This window comes from Sphingobacterium faecium (assembly GCF_003054045.1).
Taxonomy (GTDB): Bacteria; Bacteroidota; Bacteroidia; order Sphingobacteriales; family Sphingobacteriaceae; genus Sphingobacterium; species Sphingobacterium faecium.
Genome location: NZ_QBKH01000001.1, coordinates 535,803 through 555,892, shown reverse-complemented (window position 1 = coordinate 555,892; position 20,090 = coordinate 535,803). Strand labels below are relative to the sequence as shown.

The 20,090-nt window shown below is 34.5% G+C and carries 18 protein-coding genes; 5 read left to right on the top strand and 13 right to left on the bottom strand.

Annotated features, from left to right (window positions below; all coding sequences use genetic code 11):
- Window position 1 precedes the first annotated feature (1 nt).
- From C8N37_RS02345 to C8N37_RS02335, 3 genes are all read right to left on the bottom strand, one after another.
- A complete protein-coding gene (locus tag C8N37_RS02345) occupies window positions 2-937 on the bottom strand; it encodes a ComEA family DNA-binding protein (RefSeq protein ID WP_108157367.1) in 936 nt (311 codons plus the stop codon).
- 85 nt (window positions 938-1,022) lie between these two features.
- Window positions 1,023-2,324 carry an efflux RND transporter periplasmic adaptor subunit gene (locus C8N37_RS02340; protein ID WP_108157366.1) on the bottom strand — a complete coding sequence of 434 codons (1,302 nt, stop codon included), beginning with the start codon at window positions 2,322-2,324 and terminating at the stop codon, window positions 1,023-1,025.
- 20 nt (window positions 2,325-2,344) lie between these two features.
- On the bottom strand, window positions 2,345-3,715 hold the full coding sequence (locus C8N37_RS02335; RefSeq protein WP_244914321.1) for a TolC family protein: 1,371 nt from the start codon (window positions 3,713-3,715) through the stop codon (window positions 2,345-2,347).
- 45 nt (window positions 3,716-3,760) lie between these two features.
- On the opposite strand from C8N37_RS02335, the gene C8N37_RS02330 reads away from it, so the two are divergent.
- A complete protein-coding gene (locus tag C8N37_RS02330; RefSeq protein WP_108157365.1) occupies window positions 3,761-4,369 on the top strand; it encodes a polysaccharide deacetylase family protein in 609 nt (202 codons plus the stop codon).
- Here the strand turns inward: C8N37_RS02330 and C8N37_RS02325 are convergent.
- From C8N37_RS02325 to C8N37_RS02310, 4 genes are all read right to left on the bottom strand, one after another.
- Entirely contained in the window at window positions 4,364-5,164 is an 801-nt protein-coding gene (locus tag C8N37_RS02325; protein ID WP_108157364.1) for a DUF4249 domain-containing protein, read from the bottom strand. The two genes, C8N37_RS02330 and C8N37_RS02325, sit on opposite strands and share 6 nt — an antisense overlap.
- A 100-nt stretch (window positions 5,165-5,264) precedes the next feature.
- The gene (locus tag C8N37_RS02320; protein WP_108157363.1) at window positions 5,265-7,601 is read right to left on the bottom strand and encodes a TonB-dependent receptor; all 2,337 of its coding nucleotides are present in this window, start codon (window positions 7,599-7,601) and stop codon (window positions 5,265-5,267) included.
- Window positions 7,602-7,741: 140 nt separating this feature from the next.
- On the bottom strand, window positions 7,742-8,584 hold the full coding sequence (locus tag C8N37_RS02315) for an alpha/beta hydrolase (protein ID WP_108157362.1): 843 nt from the start codon (window positions 8,582-8,584) through the stop codon (window positions 7,742-7,744).
- Window positions 8,585-8,588: 4 nt separating this feature from the next.
- Window positions 8,589-9,470 (bottom strand): hypothetical protein, encoded by an 882-nt coding sequence (locus tag C8N37_RS02310; protein WP_108157361.1) that lies wholly within the window; start codon window positions 9,468-9,470, stop codon window positions 8,589-8,591.
- A 49-nt stretch (window positions 9,471-9,519) separates the two neighbouring features.
- Here C8N37_RS02310 and C8N37_RS02305 point away from each other — a divergent pair, with 49 nt between their 5' ends.
- Together C8N37_RS02305 and C8N37_RS02300 are read left to right on the top strand one after the other, a co-directional pair.
- Entirely contained in the window at window positions 9,520-10,446 is a 927-nt protein-coding gene (locus C8N37_RS02305; protein WP_108157360.1) for a DUF4377 domain-containing protein, read from the top strand.
- Between the two features lie 71 nt (window positions 10,447-10,517).
- Window positions 10,518-11,267: an isocitrate lyase/PEP mutase family protein gene (locus C8N37_RS02300; RefSeq protein WP_108157359.1), complete on the top strand. Its 750-nt coding sequence runs from the start codon at window positions 10,518-10,520 to the stop codon at window positions 11,265-11,267.
- 211 nt (window positions 11,268-11,478) lie between these two features.
- Here the strand turns inward: C8N37_RS02300 and C8N37_RS02295 are convergent, their stop codons facing one another.
- Window positions 11,479-11,913: a TlpA family protein disulfide reductase gene (locus tag C8N37_RS02295; protein ID WP_170114455.1), complete on the bottom strand. Its 435-nt coding sequence runs from the start codon at window positions 11,911-11,913 to the stop codon at window positions 11,479-11,481.
- A 324-nt stretch (window positions 11,914-12,237) separates the two neighbouring features.
- On the opposite strand from C8N37_RS02295, the gene C8N37_RS02290 reads away from it, so the two are divergent.
- Window positions 12,238-12,696, top strand: a complete 459-nt coding sequence (locus C8N37_RS02290; RefSeq protein WP_108157357.1) for a MaoC family dehydratase — start codon at window positions 12,238-12,240, stop codon at window positions 12,694-12,696.
- A gap of 48 nt (window positions 12,697-12,744) precedes the next feature.
- Here the strand turns inward: C8N37_RS02290 and C8N37_RS02285 are convergent, their stop codons facing one another.
- From C8N37_RS02285 to C8N37_RS02265, 5 genes are all read right to left on the bottom strand, one after another.
- A complete protein-coding gene (locus C8N37_RS02285; protein WP_146170982.1) occupies window positions 12,745-14,322 on the bottom strand; it encodes an MFS transporter in 1,578 nt (525 codons plus the stop codon).
- On the bottom strand, window positions 14,306-15,382 hold the full coding sequence (locus tag C8N37_RS02280; RefSeq protein WP_108157355.1) for an HlyD family secretion protein: 1,077 nt from the start codon (window positions 15,380-15,382) through the stop codon (window positions 14,306-14,308). Before C8N37_RS02280 ends, C8N37_RS02285 begins: the two co-directional genes overlap by 17 nt.
- Entirely contained in the window at window positions 15,383-16,681 is a 1,299-nt protein-coding gene (locus C8N37_RS02275) for a TolC family protein (protein ID WP_108157354.1), read from the bottom strand.
- A 428-nt stretch (window positions 16,682-17,109) separates the two neighbouring features.
- Entirely contained in the window at window positions 17,110-17,427 is a 318-nt protein-coding gene (locus C8N37_RS02270; RefSeq protein ID WP_108157353.1) for a TFIIB-type zinc ribbon-containing protein, read from the bottom strand.
- Window positions 17,428-17,740: 313 nt separating this feature from the next.
- On the bottom strand, window positions 17,741-18,082 hold the full coding sequence (locus C8N37_RS02265) for a PEGA domain-containing protein (RefSeq protein WP_170114454.1): 342 nt from the start codon (window positions 18,080-18,082) through the stop codon (window positions 17,741-17,743).
- A gap of 373 nt (window positions 18,083-18,455) precedes the next feature.
- Between C8N37_RS02265 and C8N37_RS02260 the strand changes: the two genes are divergently transcribed.
- Window positions 18,456-20,081 (top strand): ABC-F family ATP-binding cassette domain-containing protein, encoded by a 1,626-nt coding sequence (locus tag C8N37_RS02260; protein ID WP_045753903.1) that lies wholly within the window; start codon window positions 18,456-18,458, stop codon window positions 20,079-20,081.
- The last annotated feature ends 9 nt before the right edge of the window (window positions 20,082-20,090 follow it).

Here is a 20,090-nt window from a genome sequence, read left to right as displayed (position 1 = left end):
TTTAAAATGTTAAATATGGCGCAAGTTTACGCAAAAAATCATCATCTAATAGGAGGACCTTTTTTAAATCAATCAAATTTTGAAAACGACCGTGCCGATTGCGGTAATTGACTATTGCTGTTGCCTGCTTAAAACTGATGTAAGGGTGCTGAGATAAAGATTTTACATCCAGCTGATTAATATCAAGTTTGGCAACAGAAGCCTGATGACTAATTTTTAAATTTGGAAGTATGGCCTCAAATGTTTCGGAGGGTAATCCATACACTTCTTTAATTTGTTCTATAGAAACAAAACCACCTAAGGATTCTCGATATTTTACAATTCGTTTTGACAATGTGGACCCGATTCCTTTTAAGATCATGAAAGCTGTAGTATCGCCAGTATTGATATCGATTGTGATGGATAAGTTTTTCTTGCCCGAATCATTATTACTTATACTAGCGCGATTTTCTAACCTATCCTGAGTTTGTTTTTGAGTAAACGTTGGTGAAATTGCAATAAAATTTTCTAATCGTTTATATTCAGCTAGCGAAATGGAATAGATTTTGGCAAGATCTTCCTTTTTGTAAAACTTTCCTCCTTTATCTCTAAAATTGAGTAGAACCTTGACCTGCTTTTCCGTAAAACCCAATTTCATCCATCCCTTCTGATCTAAAGTATTGGGATCAAACTGAAACAAGCTTTTTTCTGTATGCACATCTTTAGTGGGGGTATTCATTCTCATTGAAGATTCAGCTCTTTGATGATCAGAACTAGCGATTGCCGCTTTTTCAGACAGTGAAAATGCTTGAATAGTATACGAGTCATAATCAGTTTTATTAAAAAAATTGGCCATATAAGGAAAACTGAACAGCAATAATATCAATGTACAGAGTACAAAGAAACCATTCTGTTCAGTTCTGGATAACTTAAAATATTTAAAAAACTGCTGTAACATGCTGAATTAGTTTTATTTAAAATACAGAAATTTTTATATAAAACAAAAAAAACTGTAAATCAAACAAATACTTCAAAAACAATCACTACAAGCTATTCTTATCTACTTTTTCTACTTTGCTATCGTTCTTCAATGTTTTAGAAATAGCGTCAAATGGTCTAGAAACCACTTCATCACCTTTTTTAAGTCCCGATAAAATAATGATATTTTTATCATCTTGAATCCCTGTTTTGACAACTGTCTGTTTTACCAAACCATTGTTAAAAACAAACACATATTCTTTGAGGCTATCTGTACTTAAACTATCTACTCCAGTACCATTTCTTATGGTCACTGATTGGATTGGAATTGCTAAACCTTTCTGTTGTTTTGTAAAGATCTGCACCGTGGCAGATAATCCTGGTTTAAAAGGGGAAACACGATTTTCTTTTAACAGATCTTCATAAGAACTTAATTGAATTCTCACTTTTACATTAAAATTTGTCACCTGTTCTGTAGAAGAACCTGCACTAACAGTTGCAATATTTTTAGATGAAGAGGCAATTTCTGTTACGATACCTTTAAATTTACGATCTTGATAAGCATCTACTTCGATTTCGGCTTCATTTCCAACATGTACACGGTTGATGTCATTTTCATTTACATCAACATTCACTTCCATAGCATCCATATTAGCGATACGCATGATTTCGGTTCCGGCCATTTGCGCAGTACCTACCACACGTTCTCCCAATTCGATTGATAATAAAGATACAACACCATCCGATGGTGAATAGATCGTGGTGCGATCCAAATTATCCTTTGCTTCTTTTACAGTTGCCTGTGATTGATCAATACCAAATTTAGTGGAAAGTACATTTTGCCTCTGCGCTTCAATAGCTGCTAAGGTTGAATAATATTCGGATGAACTTTTATCCATTTCAGCAGCAGAAATTACTCTTTTATTAAATAATTCCAAATTACGCTTGTACGTAGCTTCTACATTACTAAAATTAGCTTGTTGTTGTTTCAACTGTTGCTGGGCAGCAGCCAGATTTGCCTTCTGTGAATTTAATGTTGCTATAGACCTCTCATATCCAGATTGCAAAATATCAGGTTTGATACGACATAAAACTTGTCCTTTTTTAACAATATCTCCTTCTTTGATATTCAACTCTACGACCTCTCCAGATACTTCAGAACTTAGTTTTACTTCAAATTCAGGCTGTATTTTTCCACTAGCGGACACCAGCTCATTGATATTCATTTCTTTTGCTGCATCTACGGCAACCTTTACGACATCACCTTTTCCGAACCATCCCAATTTGCTGCCCACTAAAACCAATACGAGGATAACCACGGCACTTATGAGTATGATTTTTGGTAATTTACTTTTCTTTTTAGCCATTTCAGATTTTCATTATAAGGTTAATTGACATCGAATTTAATAGGATTTCCAACATAATAATCAATTATTTTATCTTTAAAGATCATATTATATTTTGCTTGAATCAAATCAAATTCAGCTTTATTTCTGTTTGTTTGCGCAGTAAATAATTCAATACCATTAGCCATTCCAATATCATAACGTTCCTTGATGACCTGAAAAGCATCTGTAGCGCTATTAAATGCAGACATACTTGATTGGTAACGCTGTGCTGCCGCAGAAAGATCTAAAACAGCTTGATTAACAGTTTTGTTCAACGTTGTTTCCAAAAGCTGTTCATTGGTTTCTGCCAATTGGAGGTTGATTCTTGCTTTTGAAACATTTACTCTATTTCTATTATTATCAAAAATTGGAACAGATAACGTAATACCCGAACCGAATGATTTATTCTGATTTAATTGATCTCCAAAAGGAAGATACCCTCCAGTATAGAGATTTCTCCCTTCTGATGAGTAATTTGTTCCATAGCTAACTCCTACCGAAAGAGTAGGATAATAGCCTCCTTTTGCAATATCAATTTGCTTCATAGCAACTTGTTTGTCTATCTGCGCTTTTCTAACCTCTGGGTTGAAACTTTTAGCTTTTTCAAAAACTTCTGCAGCGGCGTATTGACCTAAAGCATGATTGAATGCTTCTATCTTAGGTTTTACCAATTGGAGATCGGTCTGCGGAGGTAATTCCATGAGCTGTTTTAACGCCAATAAAGAAGATTCATATGCATTTCTAGCATTAACGAGATTAAGTTCATCTGTGGCTACCTGATTTTTAGACTGCGATAGATCTGCCAATGTTTTATTACCTACCTGAAATTGAATGGAATCGGTTTTTACTTGCTCTCTGGACAATAAAATTTGTTGTCTGCTCGCAATCATCATCTCATTATTAGTAATCGCTTCCAAATAGTTGACCAACACGGATAACATCAGATCATATTTTATCTTTTCAATTTGGGTGGAAGCTGATTCTAACAACAGCTTATTGGCCTTAATCTGATTGATTTTTTGAAAACCTTGAAATACGGTTACATTAGAACTTAAACTTGCGCCAGTTGAGGTCGTCCATTTATTACCTGTAATCAATGTTCCGGATACTTGATCAAACGCAAGACCATTATTAAAGCGTTGGCTAACTCCTAAACTCAAATCTGGATATAAGTTTGACCTGGCCTGAAATACATCTTGAGCCGCCAGATCCTTATTTAACGAAGCCTGTTTAATCTGCAGGTTTTTCTCCAATGTGATTCGAATCGCATCTTCAACAGTTACTTGACCTTGACCAAAACTCGCAAGTCCCACCATGGATAACACGATGGTCATAAAAGCCATTTTTTTATAATTTTTTCTATCGTCCATAGTAAGAACTTAATAGTTTTAATATTTTTGCTAAAATATAAAAGTATGTATCTTGTAAAAGCACCCTTCTTTCTTAAATTATTTTACCCAAAATCAATTTGGAATAAATCAAGGAAAGAAAACAAAATTTACCTCACATTTGATGATGGACCTATTCCAGAATTAACTCCTTTTGTTTTAGATACATTAAAACAATATAACATCAAAGCTACTTTTTTTTGCGTAGGTGAAAATATTAAAAAAAATCCACATTTATTCGAAAGAATTTTGTTAGAAGGTCATCAAGTCGGAAATCATACGTATAATCATTTAAAAGGTTGGCAAACAACGGATGCTCACTTTCTGGAAAACATTGAAAAATGTCAAGAATTAACGAAGAGTAATCTGTTCCGTCCACCTTATGGGCGAGCTAAAAAATCACAGTTAGCAAAACTATACCCTGACTATCAAATCATCATGTGGGATGTCCTCACTGGCGATTTTGATCTATCGTTATCTCCAGAAAAGTGTTATAAAAATGCGATTAAGCATACTGAAAATGGTTCAATCATTGTTTTTCATGATAACATAAAAGCGATTCCTAGAGTAGAATATGCACTACCAAAAACCATCGCTTATTTACTTTCTAAGAATTATCATTTTGAACTGTTATAATTTCTTGGTTTGAAGCACTTTTAAATCGTAATATTGGGCACTACTTACACTGAAATACCCTAATGCTCCATTTGAAATATTAGAAATGGGGTTTGAAGGCGCCGCAGATCCTGGATTTTGACCTTTGATATTTGACCAGTAGGTGTACACATCTTTAGCTATACACTGTCTCAAAATCTGGATCTCATCCCCCTCTTTGATATCATTATCTTCATTGGCGATTTCATGCTCCACGAACAGACCGTCATTAAACTTATCACTGAAAACATCACTGAATTTGAAGTCTTCATTATTCAACTTCAATTTATACTTATAGTAATTCTCTTTTGCTGGTGGATCTAAAAAACTCAGTGAAGCATAGATGTATTCTTCATCAAAAGTCTTTTTACGAACTAAACCGATAGAATCAACAGGAACATAGGCTGGCATGGTACAGGTCGATTCGAATAAACTGCCATCTGGCATTTGGACTGTTAAAGCATATGTATTACCTTCTCTTAATGTCATACGATCCATCACATAGTCTCCATTACTCCGATCAACAAACTGATAAGAGCGACCACTGGTTATATTTTTCACCACCACATCGGCACCTATCACGGGATTACTCGCGGAGTTATTAGAAAAATCAACCGCGCGGCTGATCACAATCATTTGTGAAGGATTTGCGTTGTGCAAATCTGCGACGATCACATATTTATCAGCTACAGAATCCAACTTCAGATCAATTTTATCTTCACAGGAATTCAAAAAGACCATTATGAATAATGCGATACAATTAAAAATAACTTTCATTTTTGTCAAAATATTTTATTCTTTATAAGGGATTTAACGATCATGGGGCAGCTAAGGATAATCATTATCTGACTTCTAGTGTTCCATGATGGCTACATCATTAAAATTTAAAATTCCAGGTTACAGAAGGAATTACACCAAAAAGTGCAATACGATAAGCTTCTGTAATATTTGGATTATCTTCATTTTCTCTAAAATCAATTAGGTATGCATTTTTTCTATTGTATGCATTGTAAAGCCCAAATGACCAAGAAGAGGAATATCGCTTATTTAACTTCGCTCCAGGATCATAGGTTGCAGATATATCTAAACGATGATAGTTAGGCATTCGGTAACTGTTACGATCTGTGTAATAAAATAACGTTTTGCCATCGACTTGGTATTTTCCAGAAGGAAATGTAACAGCATCACCCGTATAGTAAACAAAGGTAGATCCTAATGTCCATTTCTCTGTTAATTTATACATCGCAACTACAGCTACATTATGGGTTTTATCTTGTCGTGCGTTGAACCACTCTCCACCATTGATCTGATCAAATTGACGCTCACTTTTTGATAAGGTATAACTTAACCAACCTGTCAATTTCCCTTTATTTTTCTTCAAAAACCATTCGATACCATAAGCTCTACCCTTACCAAATAGAAGTTCTCCATCCAACATTTCATTTGCTTGCAAATCAGCACCATTTTTAAAATCAATCTGATTTTTTAGATCTTTATAATAGGCTTCCACAGAAGCTTCATACTTCGCATTATCGAAATTTTGAAAATATCCCAATGAGATCTGATTTGCCAATTGTGGTTTAATATTATTGGAACTTAACACAAATTGATCCGTTGGAAGACTTGAAGTTGTATTTGTTAATTGATGTAAATTTTGAGAATTACGATTTAATGAGGCTTTAATACTCTGATTTTCATTGAACATATAGTTTAACGATAGTCGAGGTTCCAAAGTGAGGTAATTTTGAATCACATCATTTTTATCATAAAGGGTCTTAGCCGTTTGATTTCCATCGGCATCAAAACTATAGATGGTACCGGGTCCCAACATACTGTAATTATTCACCCTTAGACCATATAGTGCTTTAAATTTATCTGAAAGTGTCCACTCATCTGATATATAAACTGCGGTCTCTAATCCTTTTCTTGGTTCAATCTCAATGGTATTAACGGCTGATCCTTCTCCTCCATACAGACTAGCTGGGCGAATGGTTTGCGCAGATGCTTGTAATCCAAATCTAATCTGGTGATCGTTATTTGGATAATATTGGAAGTCTTGTTTTAAATTTATATTTTCAATTTTAGAAGTGATCTTAAAATTTGAATTGTCTTCGATATTCACATTATAGTTAAAGTCACTATAAATAAACGTGGTGTTACTAAACAGCTTACTGTTCCACACATGATTCCAGCGCACCGTTCCAGTAGCATTGCCCCAGTTGAAATCAAATAAGTCACTGTAAGCCATTGCATCTTTCCCGAAATAGCCAGACAAAAACACGGAGTTTTTATCATTAAAACGGTAATTTACCTTAGCGTTTAGATCATAGAAAAATAATTTACTTTTATTGATATCTTCATCCTTTGATAGTTTTAAGAATAGATCAGCATATGTTCTACGTCCACTAATCATAAAAGAGCCCTTATCTTTGACTATAGGCCCTTCTACTTTTAACCTCGAAGCGATCAGTCCAATCCCCCCTTCTACACCAAATTCTTTATTATTACCATCAATCATATTGATATCCATAACGGAAGACACCTTTCCTCCAAAATGGGCAGGCATACCACCTTTATAAAAATTAACATCCTTGATCGCATCCGAATTAAATGTAGAGAAAAAACCAAAAAGGTGTGAAGCATTATAAACAGCAGCCTCATCCAATAATATTAAATTTTGATCGCCACCGCCACCACGAACATAGAAAGAACTGGATCCCTCTCCACCGCTGGTAACGCCGGGTAATAGTTGAATGGTCTTTAACACATCTTGCTCGCCAAAAACAACAGGAATATTCTTAATATCCTTAATCTCCAACTTCACTAATCCGGTCTGCACACCCGAAACATTTCCAATCTTTCTTCGACCAGATACGACCACTTCTTCCAACTTGCGTCCAGCAGGGGTCATGTCTACGTTTAATACACAATCTCGATCGATAACTACATCGAACGTGCGCTCATCAAAACCAACATAAGATATAGCGATAGATTGGCTACCCGCCGGCAACTGAATCGAATAAAAACCATAATTATTGGTTCTTGCAATCTGACTCGAATTCAGATCTCGCACAACCGCACCTATAAGTGTCTCCCCATTCGATGCATTCTTAATATATCCGGAATATTGAAATTTACTTTGTGCAAAAGTGAGAGAAAAATTAAGGAAGAAACAGAAAAAGATAAAAAGGATAGGTCGTAGTAATCGTGACATTATATTAAGTTAGTGATTTTTACCAAAGATAAAAAAAGCCTTGTGGTTAGCAAGGCTTTGTATCATTAAGTTTATAATAAATTAATAAAGATTTCAATATTACAAATTTATATCATTTATTCAAAATAGCCAATCATTTATTAATTTTTTTTCGAATCCCCTTTTTTATTAAAAAACTCATGGAAAAATGCCATTTGATAAATGATTGATTTAGACCAGTAACCCCAGTTATGGGCTCCTGACCGTGTGATAAATGTATGTGCTATATTGTGATAATCTAATTTATCGTGTATTGCCAAATTCACTTTATAAAAGAAATCTTCTTTACCGCAATCTATGATTAATTCTAAGCGATTTGGCTCAAGTAAATGGATCAAATTAATTACGGATTTTGCTTCCCATTCCATCGGTTGAGTCGAGTATGTTCCAATCCTACTTTTAATATTCCAATTCATAGGAAAAGGGCGAATATCCAATCCGCCAGAAGTACTGCCTGCTGCACCATATGTCGCTTGATGGTTGATAGCTAAGGTCATCGCACCATGTCCTCCCATACTTAATCCAGTTATCCCACGTCCCGAGCGATCTTTCTTTGTCGCATAATGTGTATCCATATAAAGGATCAGTTCTTGACTGACAAATGTATCGTACTGATAGTTTTTATCTCCTTTTATATCCCAGTACCAACTATCAAATCCTCCATCTGGACATACGACAATGTAATTATAGATATCGACAAGTTTTTTGATCTCTGGAGCATTATTTACCCAATTATCATATCTTCCACTATAGCCATGCAGCAGGTATAATACGGGATATTGTTCTGCTGGATTATATTTGTCAGGAAGCACAATCACTGTTTTTATTGCTTTTGACATACTTTTACTATTGATATTTAGGGTATCTACTGTTGCAGCTTGGATATTGCCGCAGATAAAGATGAAAATAAGGCTCACTAGCCAAGACTTGATACACTTGTTCATTATATTATCGTTTTTCAAAAAAATAAAGATATGATTTTAATCCAAATGGACGTTCACTTACAGTGTAAAACCCCTCACCTTCTAGACCAAAAGCAATAGCTTCTCCCTGCGGCTCAACTTCATAAGGAATGGATATAGGTTTTTTAGATAAAGTTTCTTCAATCGATTCACTCCTTTTTCTTTTCCAATAGAAAATCTGTGTCAGATTTTTAATCAAAACAGCATCTCCTGAAGGACTAATATCTGCAGATGTCACAAAAGTGAATGGTAATTTCTGAACAGGGGTCAATATGCTAAAGTTCTTTTTAATATCGTTAAATACGTTAGACTTATAAACCGTAGATTGAAAATCTCTTTTTGAAACGATATAGAGCTGACGATCTATTGGGTCAACAAATAAGGCTTCAGCATCTCTAGGTCCATCTTTATATTGCAACGTGATGGTACGAATTTCACGTTTTGGGATGACTATTGAAAGATCACCATCTTCATAAACAGGCTCGGGAAATATATACAACTTCACATGTTTACGATGGGCTCGATTATCACCGATATCTGCTAAGATTAAAAATGATTTTCCATTGATCATCACTCTGGCTATATCTTCACAGTCTTTGACATCAATAGATTCCAATTGATAACTGCACATTAATTTACCTTTCTTATTGATCAAATAAATACGTGCATCATCACCGCTATCGTTATGTACCCAAAAATAGGACGATTGATTTGCTCTGATAATACCTGATAATTCACTTAACTGCTTATCGATAATTTCACCCAATGCCTTTTGTGGATTAAACAGCGGCGCATTAACTTGACTATACCCAACTTGTAATTGTAAGAATAAAAAGTAAAAAACAATAACTTTGCTTAAGTGATTCATACCTTAAAAATACAATAATTTTTAAGGATACACCGTTTTCTATTTACAAATGAAGTATATGATCAAATTCTCGGCACTCTTATTTTTGTCCCTCACTATAGTGAGTTTAACATCATGGGCACAGACAAACGATTTTACTATTAAAATGAAAGGTGGCATTCCAAACGAACAAGCACTACAAGTTAAATACTATAACAGTGCAGACTGGGAACCTTTTTACGCTAATATCGAGTCGTTTTACTATGATCCCAATTATAGCTATGAACTGCGTGTGAGAAGAACAAAATTAACAAACGTTGAACCCAATAAATCCAATTATCGCTACTCACTTGTAAAAGTAGTACAAAAATCACTGATGAAAGGGGAACAGCTCACTATGGAAATCAATGACAAAAGAGTAGACTGTCAAGGAGCGGGACAAATGAAATGTCTAATGGTTAAATTTAACCCGAATGATAAATGGGAGTATTTTTATGATCATATCAAAGGTTTGGAGTATGAAGAGGGATACACATACAAAATAATCGTTAATCGTACAAAGCTAGAAAACCCACCACAAGATGCTTCAGTATATCGATATGATTTAGTAAAAGTCGTGAGCAAATCAGCTAGTAAAAGCAAGCTCTCTCTACCTACCGCAGCTGTTTTCTTATCAAAATTCAAATGGAAATTGATTAGCTTAAATGGAAAAGAAGTATCCAAATACCATGCTTTTCTCCTATTTGATGCAGAAAATGGTCGTATCTCGGGCAACTCCAGCTGTAATAATTTCTTCGGACCATTTCTGATAAGTAGTAATAAAATTTCATTTCCAAACCTAGGCACCACCATGCGTGCCTGTATGGGACAGAATATTGAAGCAGATCTATATCAAGTCCTTGAGAACAAAGATCTTCATTATGATATTGCTGAACAGACGCTGAACCTTTACATTAAAAATAAGCATGTGGCAATATTTGGGCTTTCTGAAAAGTAAGCACATGCTTTTACTGTTGGTTGACAAACAATTTGATAGGATTATATGTTTTACAATAAAAATAAAACGATATGTCATATTCGAAATTTACAAAACTACATCAACAGCATGATATTCTTATATTAGGAAATGTGTGGGATGCACAGAGCGCAAAGATTGCAGAATCATCGGGATTTCAAGCATTAGGAAGCTCCAGTCACGCTATAGCCAATTCACTTGGTTATGCAGATGGGGAGCAGATCCCTGTAGATGACTTACTTTTTATAGTGGAAAGAATTGTAAAATCAGTCAAAGTACCTGTTTCTGTAGATTTTGAATCGGGTTATTCGGATGATCCTGATCAGGTAGCCAAATCTGTCAAGCAATTAGTCGATTTGGGTGTTGTGGGAATTAATCTAGAAGATGGAAAAGTTGTTAAATCAGCTCGTAAACTTGGGGAATCAAATTTGTTAGCAGATAAAATTTCGGCGATTAAAGCCATGACTAAAAATATTTTCATTAATGCCCGAACAGATACGTACACGACGAAACACCAAAGTGCCCTTGAAGAAACTATAAAAAGAGCACAAATATATAATCAGGCAGGTGCAGATGGTTTATTTGTTCCTTTAGCAGAAACTAAAGCGGATATTCAACAAATCGTCAGTGCAACAACATTACCGCTCAATTTATTTTTAACGGACAAGCTTCCAAAAGCACCTATATTAGGAGACCTTGGGGTCAAAAGGCTAAGCCATGGCGCAAAAATATATGAATATTTAGTGGCTAAAAACACCAAATTATTTCATGATTTTTTGATTAACCCGAAGCTCCCCAAATAATTATTGATAGCTCCAAAGGTTTTAAACAACCAAGGTCCTTACCTCAACAATTTTAACTTAATACCATATTACTGCCTTCAGAAATTTTTCTCTTTCTGAAGGCAGATTAATTTGGAGCAATTTTATTTTTAATCTGCAGGACAATTCACGATTTTTGCTCTGAAAAATGATAATACAACTATTTTGAAATACCTAAACTTTAAATTTATAATTATTCCTCAGTGAGCTGAATCAAAGCTTCTTTGAACTTGAGAGATTTAAAATTCATCGTACCGATATGTTTATTCACTAACAATCCTTTTTTATCCAATATAATCGTTGTGGGTATAGATCTGGTATCTAAATCTTCGTGAAGTTGTGAATGAATCTGATACACTGGAATACTGAATTTTCTTTTTTCCATAAACCTTGTCGCTTGATGTACATCTCGATCCATATCTACTGCCATGAAAATAATATTTTTATTATCTTTTAGTTCTAGATACAATTGATTTAGGGCAGGCATTTCTGCTAAGCAAGGGGCACACCATCTTGCCCAATAATTAATCACCACTACCTTCCCTTTTAGGTCACGTAGATTGATCTCTGTTCCTGCGCTATTTTGGAATAATGCATGATACATGACTTGTGATGTGGAAAATTCCATTTTTATATTTTTTGAATCTATGAATGATAAAAAAAACAATCCAAATAGCATGAAAATCCAACTTATATATGTTTTATATACTCGCATAATACCTAACATCATTCTGCTATAAAAATAACATATTTTAAGAGTAAGAGTATCTGCAAAATGAAAATCTTCCTTATATAGTGAAATTAAAAATAGTGTGTGATTAAGTACATTTGATTTTTATACCATTTTTCATTTAAGGATAATCTAATTTTATTATATATTCGCTATATTAATTCAAAAAAACTATTTCAAATAACAAGATTAGTCAACTTTCAACTAACATATCAAATATATATGGTTACAATAAACAACTACGAAGACTATAAATCCTATGAGGGTAAACTCTTGGGATTATCCCAATGGCATAAGATCGATCAGAAACAAATCAACAATTTTGCTGACGCAACATTGGATCATCAATGGATCCACGTCGATAAAGAAAAAGCAGAATCTGAAGGACCTTTCAAATCGACTATTGCACATGGATATTTGACACTTTCACTGATACCCTATTTGTGGAAACAGATTGCCGAGGTAAAAAATGTGAAAATGGAAATTAACTATGGTATTGAAAATTTAAAATTTGGTCAAGCCGTATTAGTTGATAATGAAGTTCAGTTACAAGCAAAAGTAAAATCGGTGATCAATTTAAGAGGTGTAATCAAAGTTATTATCGAAGCATCATTACTGATCAAGGACAATGCTAAACCTGCATATGTGGGTGATGTCATATTCCTTTACCATTTTTTGTAGCACGTGTTAACGCATTCATACTACAACCTTGGTATGGATGCGTTTTTATTATGCTGGAGATACCATATTCTGTTTTAGTTTTTTGTACATGTTCTTTAGCGAAGGCGATAAGAAAATCAACATTAATATGCAGATGCTTATCATGGACATCAACTCATAATAATCCATTGCAAAACGAACGAATGATTGATTATTGACGCGCTGCGCTATGAGTTTTTCAGCAGTCGCCTGTTCATGAAATTGAAGACCATTTTTCATGAGCTTAGTAGTTTCTTTATCAAAATAAGTTTGTAAAATAACATTGCTCCTTTGCAAATAATCCTGAAATATCTGTTGATGTTGATTGCTTTCAAATAATTTAAAGAAATTTTGTAAGCCAATACTACTAGTATACCCCAAATACCGTACAGACAAACATATAGCTGCTGCCGAAACAGCAAGATGTGGCTTGACACTTGCAATCGTAAATAATATCGTCGGTACCATGATCAATCCTACACCTATTCCGTGTATACATAAGGGAATCCAGAAATTATAATCATTGCCTTCACTTTCAAATGAAAAAAACATGATCTGATGAAATGCGAGCAATAAGCAGTAACCGAGTATCCAAATCCATTTGACTGATTTATGGGCGACGATCCAGTACAAAGCAAATAAAACACCCATAATAATTCCCAAAATATTAAACCACTGCATATAAGAAAGATGGATCGGATCGACTTTAAGTACCTGCAGAAAATATTGATTGGAAATTGAAAGAGAAAATCGTTCGATGTACATCATGTATAGAATCAACAAACCCAAAAGAAATCGGCGATTCATAAAAATAGAAATATCCATATACATACGTTTTAAGGTCAATTGTCGAATGACAAAGCAAAGCAATAATACAATTCCTAAAAACAGTGCTAATTGCATATGGCAGTCCCAGAACCAATACACCTCTTGACCGTAAACCATCATGTAACCAAATGCAATAATAGGTCCACTGAATAGGATAAAACTTACCCAATCCAATGAAAATAAAGGATAAGGCTTGATGTGTCGCGTGGACTTCATTGATATCAACACCAACAGCATTCCGGGTAAAAATGCCAAAGCGGCATAGAGGTATAATTCATCAAAATTAAATGAATCTATAAATTCGGCCGTTACAAAACTATTAAAAGGAGAACTACAGAGTAACATTCCAAAAAAGATAGAATAACTGACCTCCTTTGCACGCTCGCTATGTAGGCGAGAAAATATCATCGATATGGATAGATTAACAGCACTGGCAAACAGCATACCCTGAATAAAACGTAAGCCATAGACCCATGTGATATCGGTAATATGATACATCAAATAACAATTAAAAATCTGCACTAAGTTGAAGATGATATAATACCGTTTAATAGGGAAAAATATAAAAAAGCGTCTTTCTAATATATAAAATCCAACAAATCCAGCATAAAAAAGAATAATCAAAAATTGTACATCACTTGGTTGGGCACCGTAGTACCCTGCTGTAACCTGCACATTGGCTCCTGGTAAAAAGAATAAGACCATACTCGGCATTAAGCAGCTGAATAGGATCAATTTAATAAGCCATTCTGGAACCCATTCTCTAAATATTGCTTTCACTATTTTGATGTTTAGCAATGGATACATTGACATTCATTCCCGATCGTAATACCCGTTCATCTTGTTTTTTATCCAGTTCAATTCGTACCGGAACCCGCTGCACGATTTTCACAAAATTGCCGGTAGCATTATCAGGTGGCAGTAAAGAGAAAGATGATCCGGTTGCTGGTGATATTGAAATAATTTTACCCTTAAATACCCGACCTGGATAGGCATCAGCGATCACTTCCACTTGATCATGAATATGTAAATAACGTAACTGTGTTTCTTTAAAATTTGCCGTTACCCAAGTTGGAGTTTCAGTATTTACAATAAATCCCAATACTTCACCAGCATTGATCATTTGTCCTTCTTCAATACTCCGTTTACCAATCATACCGTCATAAGGAGCACGGACAATTGTATATCCAACATCCAAATGTTTTCGTCCAGCAGCGGCGGATAATCTGTTTTTCTCAGCAGTAACCACTGTTTTCTGCACTTCGACATCGTGTACACGCTCTTGTGATGCTTCCAATTTATGTTCTAAGGCTGCTAATTCACTTCTATAGATATCCAAAGTAGCTTTCACTTCTTCCAGCTGCTGAGCAGTAGCCGATCTCTCTTCATATAGATATTGATAGCGATCAAACTCTAACTGCTGTTTTTTGACACGGGCTTCGTTGGCTGCAATAGATTTTTTCAACGCTTCGTGCTCTTCGATCAAAATTTGTTTTTGACTACTCAGCACATTCATTTCTGCATGTTCTTTGTAGACCGAAGCATTCGCTTGATCTGCCTCATATTTATATTCACGGTTGTCGATAATCAACAAGGTATCACCACGCTTTACCATTTGATGATCGTGATAATCTACTGAAACGACATAGCCTCCTACTCTAGATATAATGGGATTTATATATCGCGTTATTTGCGCATCATTGGTATAGACATAGTGCAGTCTCATCCATAATGTACTTCCTGCCCAAAATAGTAGTGCACATAAAACAAATACAGCGAGCCAATTCGTAACAGTTGTCAAATTAGCATCGGTTAAAAACCAACGAGATTTAGGTTTCATTTAAATAGTACCTTTTAAAAATTCAATAAAATAATAGTGCTTTTGTATGGCTATTTTAGCTGTTTCTAGCTCAAATAAGGTTTTGAGATGCTCCATATCTGCATCTAGCAAATCAGTTACCAAAGCCGATGACTTAAAGTACCTGTTTTTTATAATACGTGCATTTTCTGTAGCGAGGCCTACATTTTTCATACATACGTCCCGCTGTACACAGGCTAATTTGTAATCCAAGTGTGCTTGTAACAGTTGATTTTGCATCTTTTCCTCTTCCAAATGATGTCTCACTTGCTCTCGCTCCAAAGAAATTTTTGCCTCTCGTACTAATTGTTTATTGCGATAAATGGATGAAACTGGAATTTTTAATTTAAGACCAACAATTCCGAGATGATACCAACTATCGTTATAGGGATATAGAAATATCTGGGGGTTAGCAAAAGTAAAATTTCCAGTCAGAGACAATTCAGGAAGGTAATTTGCTTGAGATTGTTTAATGGCAAGTTGTTTTAATCTCACTTCTTCTTCCGATTTTTGAAGGCTGAAAGCGTGATGCTTGGCATAAGACCAGGCATCATCGTAACTTTCGACCGTACGCTTAAAATCGTGAGGAATCGGAATAATCTCAGCGTCAACATCAATAATGAATTTTAATTTCTGATTCAGAGCTTGAATGTCATGAACAATCTGAATCAGCAGCATCTCACGTTTGGAAAGTTCCAGTTCCATACGCAGCACGTCACTGTGTAGTACAACTCCTGAATGATACAGGTCGTTAATTTCCTTTATTTGCGCCTTTTGATCTATGATATCCGATTCAATAAGGGCTTTATCCATATAAGATCTTTCTAACTCCAAGAATAGATTACACACCTCTAATTTGATAAGCGCCTTATCATTGGACCATTCAATTGAAGCAAGCACCTGTTCCAATTTTCGAGATTCGATTTTCATTAAATCTTTATGCCCATTATACAGATTTAAATAAAAATCAACTCCTGTATCGTATAAATAATGGATAACATCATGCTGGCTAGGTTTATTAAAAATACCTTGATCGTAGATCGGCATATTGGTTGCATAACTTGCCGACCCTCTTAATGAAATCTCAGGAAGTAATTCCATTTGTTGCTGTTTGACAGCTAGATTCCGTTCTCCAATTTGCAGATGAGACTGCTCTATTTGTTTGGAATTCAGTAATGCTTTACTGATGATGTCATCCAAAGAAGTTCTTAAAGTATCAGAAGCCTTTGACTCTGAAATAGCACATGATAACAACCCAATTGTTAAAATCCGCTTTACCATTCTGGTAATAAGTATCACTTTTGTATCTATAAAAATTTTGCGTTGCAAACTTAGAGACTATTTTGATAAATAATTTCTTCACAATAGCCAATATATTATGCATAAAAGACAAAATTAAATAAATAAACATATTTAAGATCAATTTAAGACACCATAACAACATCTAAATATTCTTCAAAAGAAAATATAATTCGCTATTGAAAATAAAATAAAAATTTTTACAACTCCAATAGATAACTACTAAAGAGCCTAATACACAATAAGGTTTGTTAAAGACCCTATTGGATTTTTAACAAACCTTATTGCTGTTTACTGCATATCGATTATTTTATCAATTCAAAACATTCTACTTTTTATATCAGCGCAGTGATATCATGTATATATTTGACTTTGAAAAATTATATCATCCAGAGATTTACATGTAAACCTTAATCAAAATCGAAGAAATCAGAAAGAAAGGATTTCTTCTTTTTGGGATATTGTTGGTTTTTATGCTGTCCATTATGATGATCGCCACGGTAATTGTCTCTATAGTCAGATCGTTCTCTATCGCCATGTTGTTCTGTACGGATCGAACGATCTTCGTATACAGGGGCAGAAACTTTATTTTGATCCGCGGCATATGATATTAACTTATCCAGTTCCCCCTTATCCAGCCATACCCCTCTACAGATAGGGCAATAATCGATTTCAACTTGATGACGCTCTGTCATCAATAACGTTTCATTACAATTTGGACATTTCATATCTTCCTGTTTCTAATTTTTCAAACAATTAAAGAGCAATTTAATCAATTTCATAATCTATCTATCCACACGCTATCAGTTTTCACATTATTTAACAAGAATTATTAAATGAAAAAATGAGTTTTTTTTCTTAGAACCAAACACCTATAGGTCATATGTAAGATAAAAGTTTAAAAAATTGTATCACGTTATGAATTAGAACTGCTAATAGTTTAGCGTAAAGCTATATTAAAATAAATTTCCCTGTTGTAAAGAATAAAAAATAAAATCCAAACAACAGGGAATGTATAAGCAGTAAGAGTCTAAACAATCCCTACTTTTTAGGGTCAAGCGTTATCTCGTATACCTTAGGATCATATTTCATCATTGCACCAGTAGCGGCGTCTACACCCCAACCAATTATCCCAATAAAATTTAAGACAGATACTGGATTAAAAGTAGTTTCTGGCTGAAACATCTTAAATTCATACCCCTCTTTCTTTAACGTTACTGTTTGTCCACTAAAACCTTTCTTAAGCCTAACCGCTACAGGAGTTATACCCCTATCAAGTCCATCTACTTCTACTTTAGCACCTTCTGGAAATGTTTTAATGGTTACTGTCTGCTTAGTTCCTGTAAAAAGTGTTGCACAAGAAGTGAGTGTAATAACTGACAACGATAATAGTAAAATTTTTTTCATAATAAGCTTTTAAAAATAAGGTACAAAGATATAAAAGGAAATTAATTATTGTTAAAATAATTTAAAATTCATTCCAATAAATATATCAATCTTTTAGTTATGTTACATATGATCAATATAGTTTCATCAACAACAGGTACTGATGAGCTCTACTACCAAAATTGATATGATCTATACTCTGATCAAAGTTTAAATAAACGATCATGAAAACAAGACAATAAATGGTCTCTGCTAACGACTAAAAAAAGTAACTTTCCATACGTATAATTAGATAAAAGACATGTTCATTACTTTACAATACACGTAAAAACGTAATAAAAATTATAGAAATAAACCGTATCTTTGCAGCATGATTAATGTATCAAATCTTTCTCTTCGATATGGTAAACGTATACTATTCGAAGATGTCAATCTAAAATTCACACCTGGTAATTGTTACGGTATTATCGGTGCCAATGGAGCTGGAAAATCAACTTTTTTAAAAATTGTTTCTGGTGATATTGACCCTTCTACGGGTTCAGTTGCTTTCACACCTGGCGATAGAATGTCGGTCTTAAGCCAAGATCACTATGCTTTCGACGAATTTACGGTATTGGAAACGGTTATGATGGGAAACCAAGAACTGTACAAAATCATGAAAGAGAAAGATGCTATCTATATGAAAGAGGATTTCTCGGATGCTGATGGCGAACGTGCAGGTGAATTGGAAAGTTTATTTGCAGAAATGGATGGCTGGAATGCGGAATCCAATGCGGCAACACTATTGAGTAGTTTAGGTATTAAAGAGGAATTTCACTATAAATTAGTTTCAGAAATCGATGGTAATCAAAAGGTACGTGTTTTATTAGCACAAGCTTTATTTGGGAAACCAGATATTTTGATTCTCGATGAGCCTACCAATGACTTGGATATTAACACGATCGCTTGGTTAGAAGATTTCTTAGCTACGTATGAAGCAATTGTACTGGTCGTATCCCACGATCGTCACTTCTTAGATGCTGTATGTACACATACAGTGGATATTGACTTTGGTAAAATGACGATCTATACAGGTAACTACTCTTTCTGGTACGAATCGTCTCAATTAGCGTTGAAACAGCGTACTGATCAAAATAAGAAAACTGAAGATAAAGTAAAGGAATTACAAGAATTTATCCGTCGATTCTCAGCAAATGCATCTAAATCTAAACAAGCGACTTCTCGTAAGAAAGCTTTAGATAAAATCAATATCGATGAGATCAAACCTTCTAATCGTAAATATCCTGCAATCATGTTCAATACCATGAACAGAGAGCCGGGAGATCAGACCTTACAAGTAGAGGGATTGGGTAAGACCATAAATGGTGAAGTTTTCTTCAAAGACATTACCTTTATGATTAATAAAGGTGATAAAATTGCAGTTTTAGGAGCCAATTCATTGATTACCTCAGCTTTTTACGATATCATATCGGGTCGTGATAAAGATTATGAAGGTGATATTAAATGGGGTATTACGATTACTCCAGCAGATATGCCAATGGATAATTCACCTTTCTTTGAAGGTAGAACAGAAAACCTTGTTGATTGGTTAAGAGATTACACGACAAATCCTGATGCCGATGAACAATTCATCCGTGGATTCTTAGGTAAGATGTTATTCTCGGGAGAAGAAGTATTGAAAAAATGTTCTGTATTATCAGGAGGAGAAAAAATGCGTTGTATGTTTTCAAGAATGATGCTACAAGGCGCAAACTTTTTAATCTTTGATGAGCCAACCAATCACTTAGACTTAGAATCCATCACTGCTCTTAACAACGGTATGGTTGATTTTAAAGGTTCGATGTTATTTACTTCTCGTGACCACGAGTTAACGGAAACAGTAGCAAACCGTATTATTGAGTTGACTCCAAAAGGTATCATCGACAAACTAATGACCTATGATGAATATATCAATAGTGAAGTAGTACAAGCACAACGTGCCGAAATGTATAAATAATTATTCCAG

Bases quoted from the DNA above. Each gene is read 5' to 3' on its own strand.
- C8N37_RS02345 (WP_108157367.1), bottom strand. From the start codon at position 937: ATGTTACAGCAGTTTTTTAAATATTTTAAGTTATCCAGAACTGAACAG.
- C8N37_RS02340 (WP_108157366.1), bottom strand. From the start codon at position 2,324: ATGGCTAAAAAGAAAAGTAAATTACCAAAAATCATACTCATAAGTGCC.
- C8N37_RS02335 (WP_244914321.1), bottom strand. From the start codon at position 3,715: ATGGACGATAGAAAAAATTATAAAAAAATGGCTTTTATGACCATCGTG.
- C8N37_RS02330 (WP_108157365.1), top strand. From the start codon at position 3,761: ATGTATCTTGTAAAAGCACCCTTCTTTCTTAAATTATTTTACCCAAAA.
- C8N37_RS02325 (WP_108157364.1), bottom strand. From the start codon at position 5,164: ATGAAAGTTATTTTTAATTGTATCGCATTATTCATAATGGTCTTTTTG.
- C8N37_RS02320 (WP_108157363.1), bottom strand. From the start codon at position 7,601: ATGTCACGATTACTACGACCTATCCTTTTTATCTTTTTCTGTTTCTTC.
- C8N37_RS02315 (WP_108157362.1), bottom strand. From the start codon at position 8,584: ATGAACAAGTGTATCAAGTCTTGGCTAGTGAGCCTTATTTTCATCTTT.
- C8N37_RS02310 (WP_108157361.1), bottom strand. From the start codon at position 9,470: ATGAATCACTTAAGCAAAGTTATTGTTTTTTACTTTTTATTCTTACAA.
- C8N37_RS02305 (WP_108157360.1), top strand. From the start codon at position 9,520: ATGAAGTATATGATCAAATTCTCGGCACTCTTATTTTTGTCCCTCACT.
- C8N37_RS02300 (WP_108157359.1), top strand. From the start codon at position 10,518: ATGTCATATTCGAAATTTACAAAACTACATCAACAGCATGATATTCTT.
- C8N37_RS02295 (WP_170114455.1), bottom strand. From the start codon at position 11,913: ATGGAATTTTCCACATCACAAGTCATGTATCATGCATTATTCCAAAAT.
- C8N37_RS02290 (WP_108157357.1), top strand. From the start codon at position 12,238: ATGGTTACAATAAACAACTACGAAGACTATAAATCCTATGAGGGTAAA.
- C8N37_RS02280 (WP_108157355.1), bottom strand. From the start codon at position 15,382: ATGAAACCTAAATCTCGTTGGTTTTTAACCGATGCTAATTTGACAACT.
- C8N37_RS02275 (WP_108157354.1), bottom strand. From the start codon at position 16,681: ATGGTAAAGCGGATTTTAACAATTGGGTTGTTATCATGTGCTATTTCA.
- C8N37_RS02270 (WP_108157353.1), bottom strand. From the start codon at position 17,427: ATGAAATGTCCAAATTGTAATGAAACGTTATTGATGACAGAGCGTCAT.
- C8N37_RS02260 (WP_045753903.1), top strand. From the start codon at position 18,456: ATGATTAATGTATCAAATCTTTCTCTTCGATATGGTAAACGTATACTA.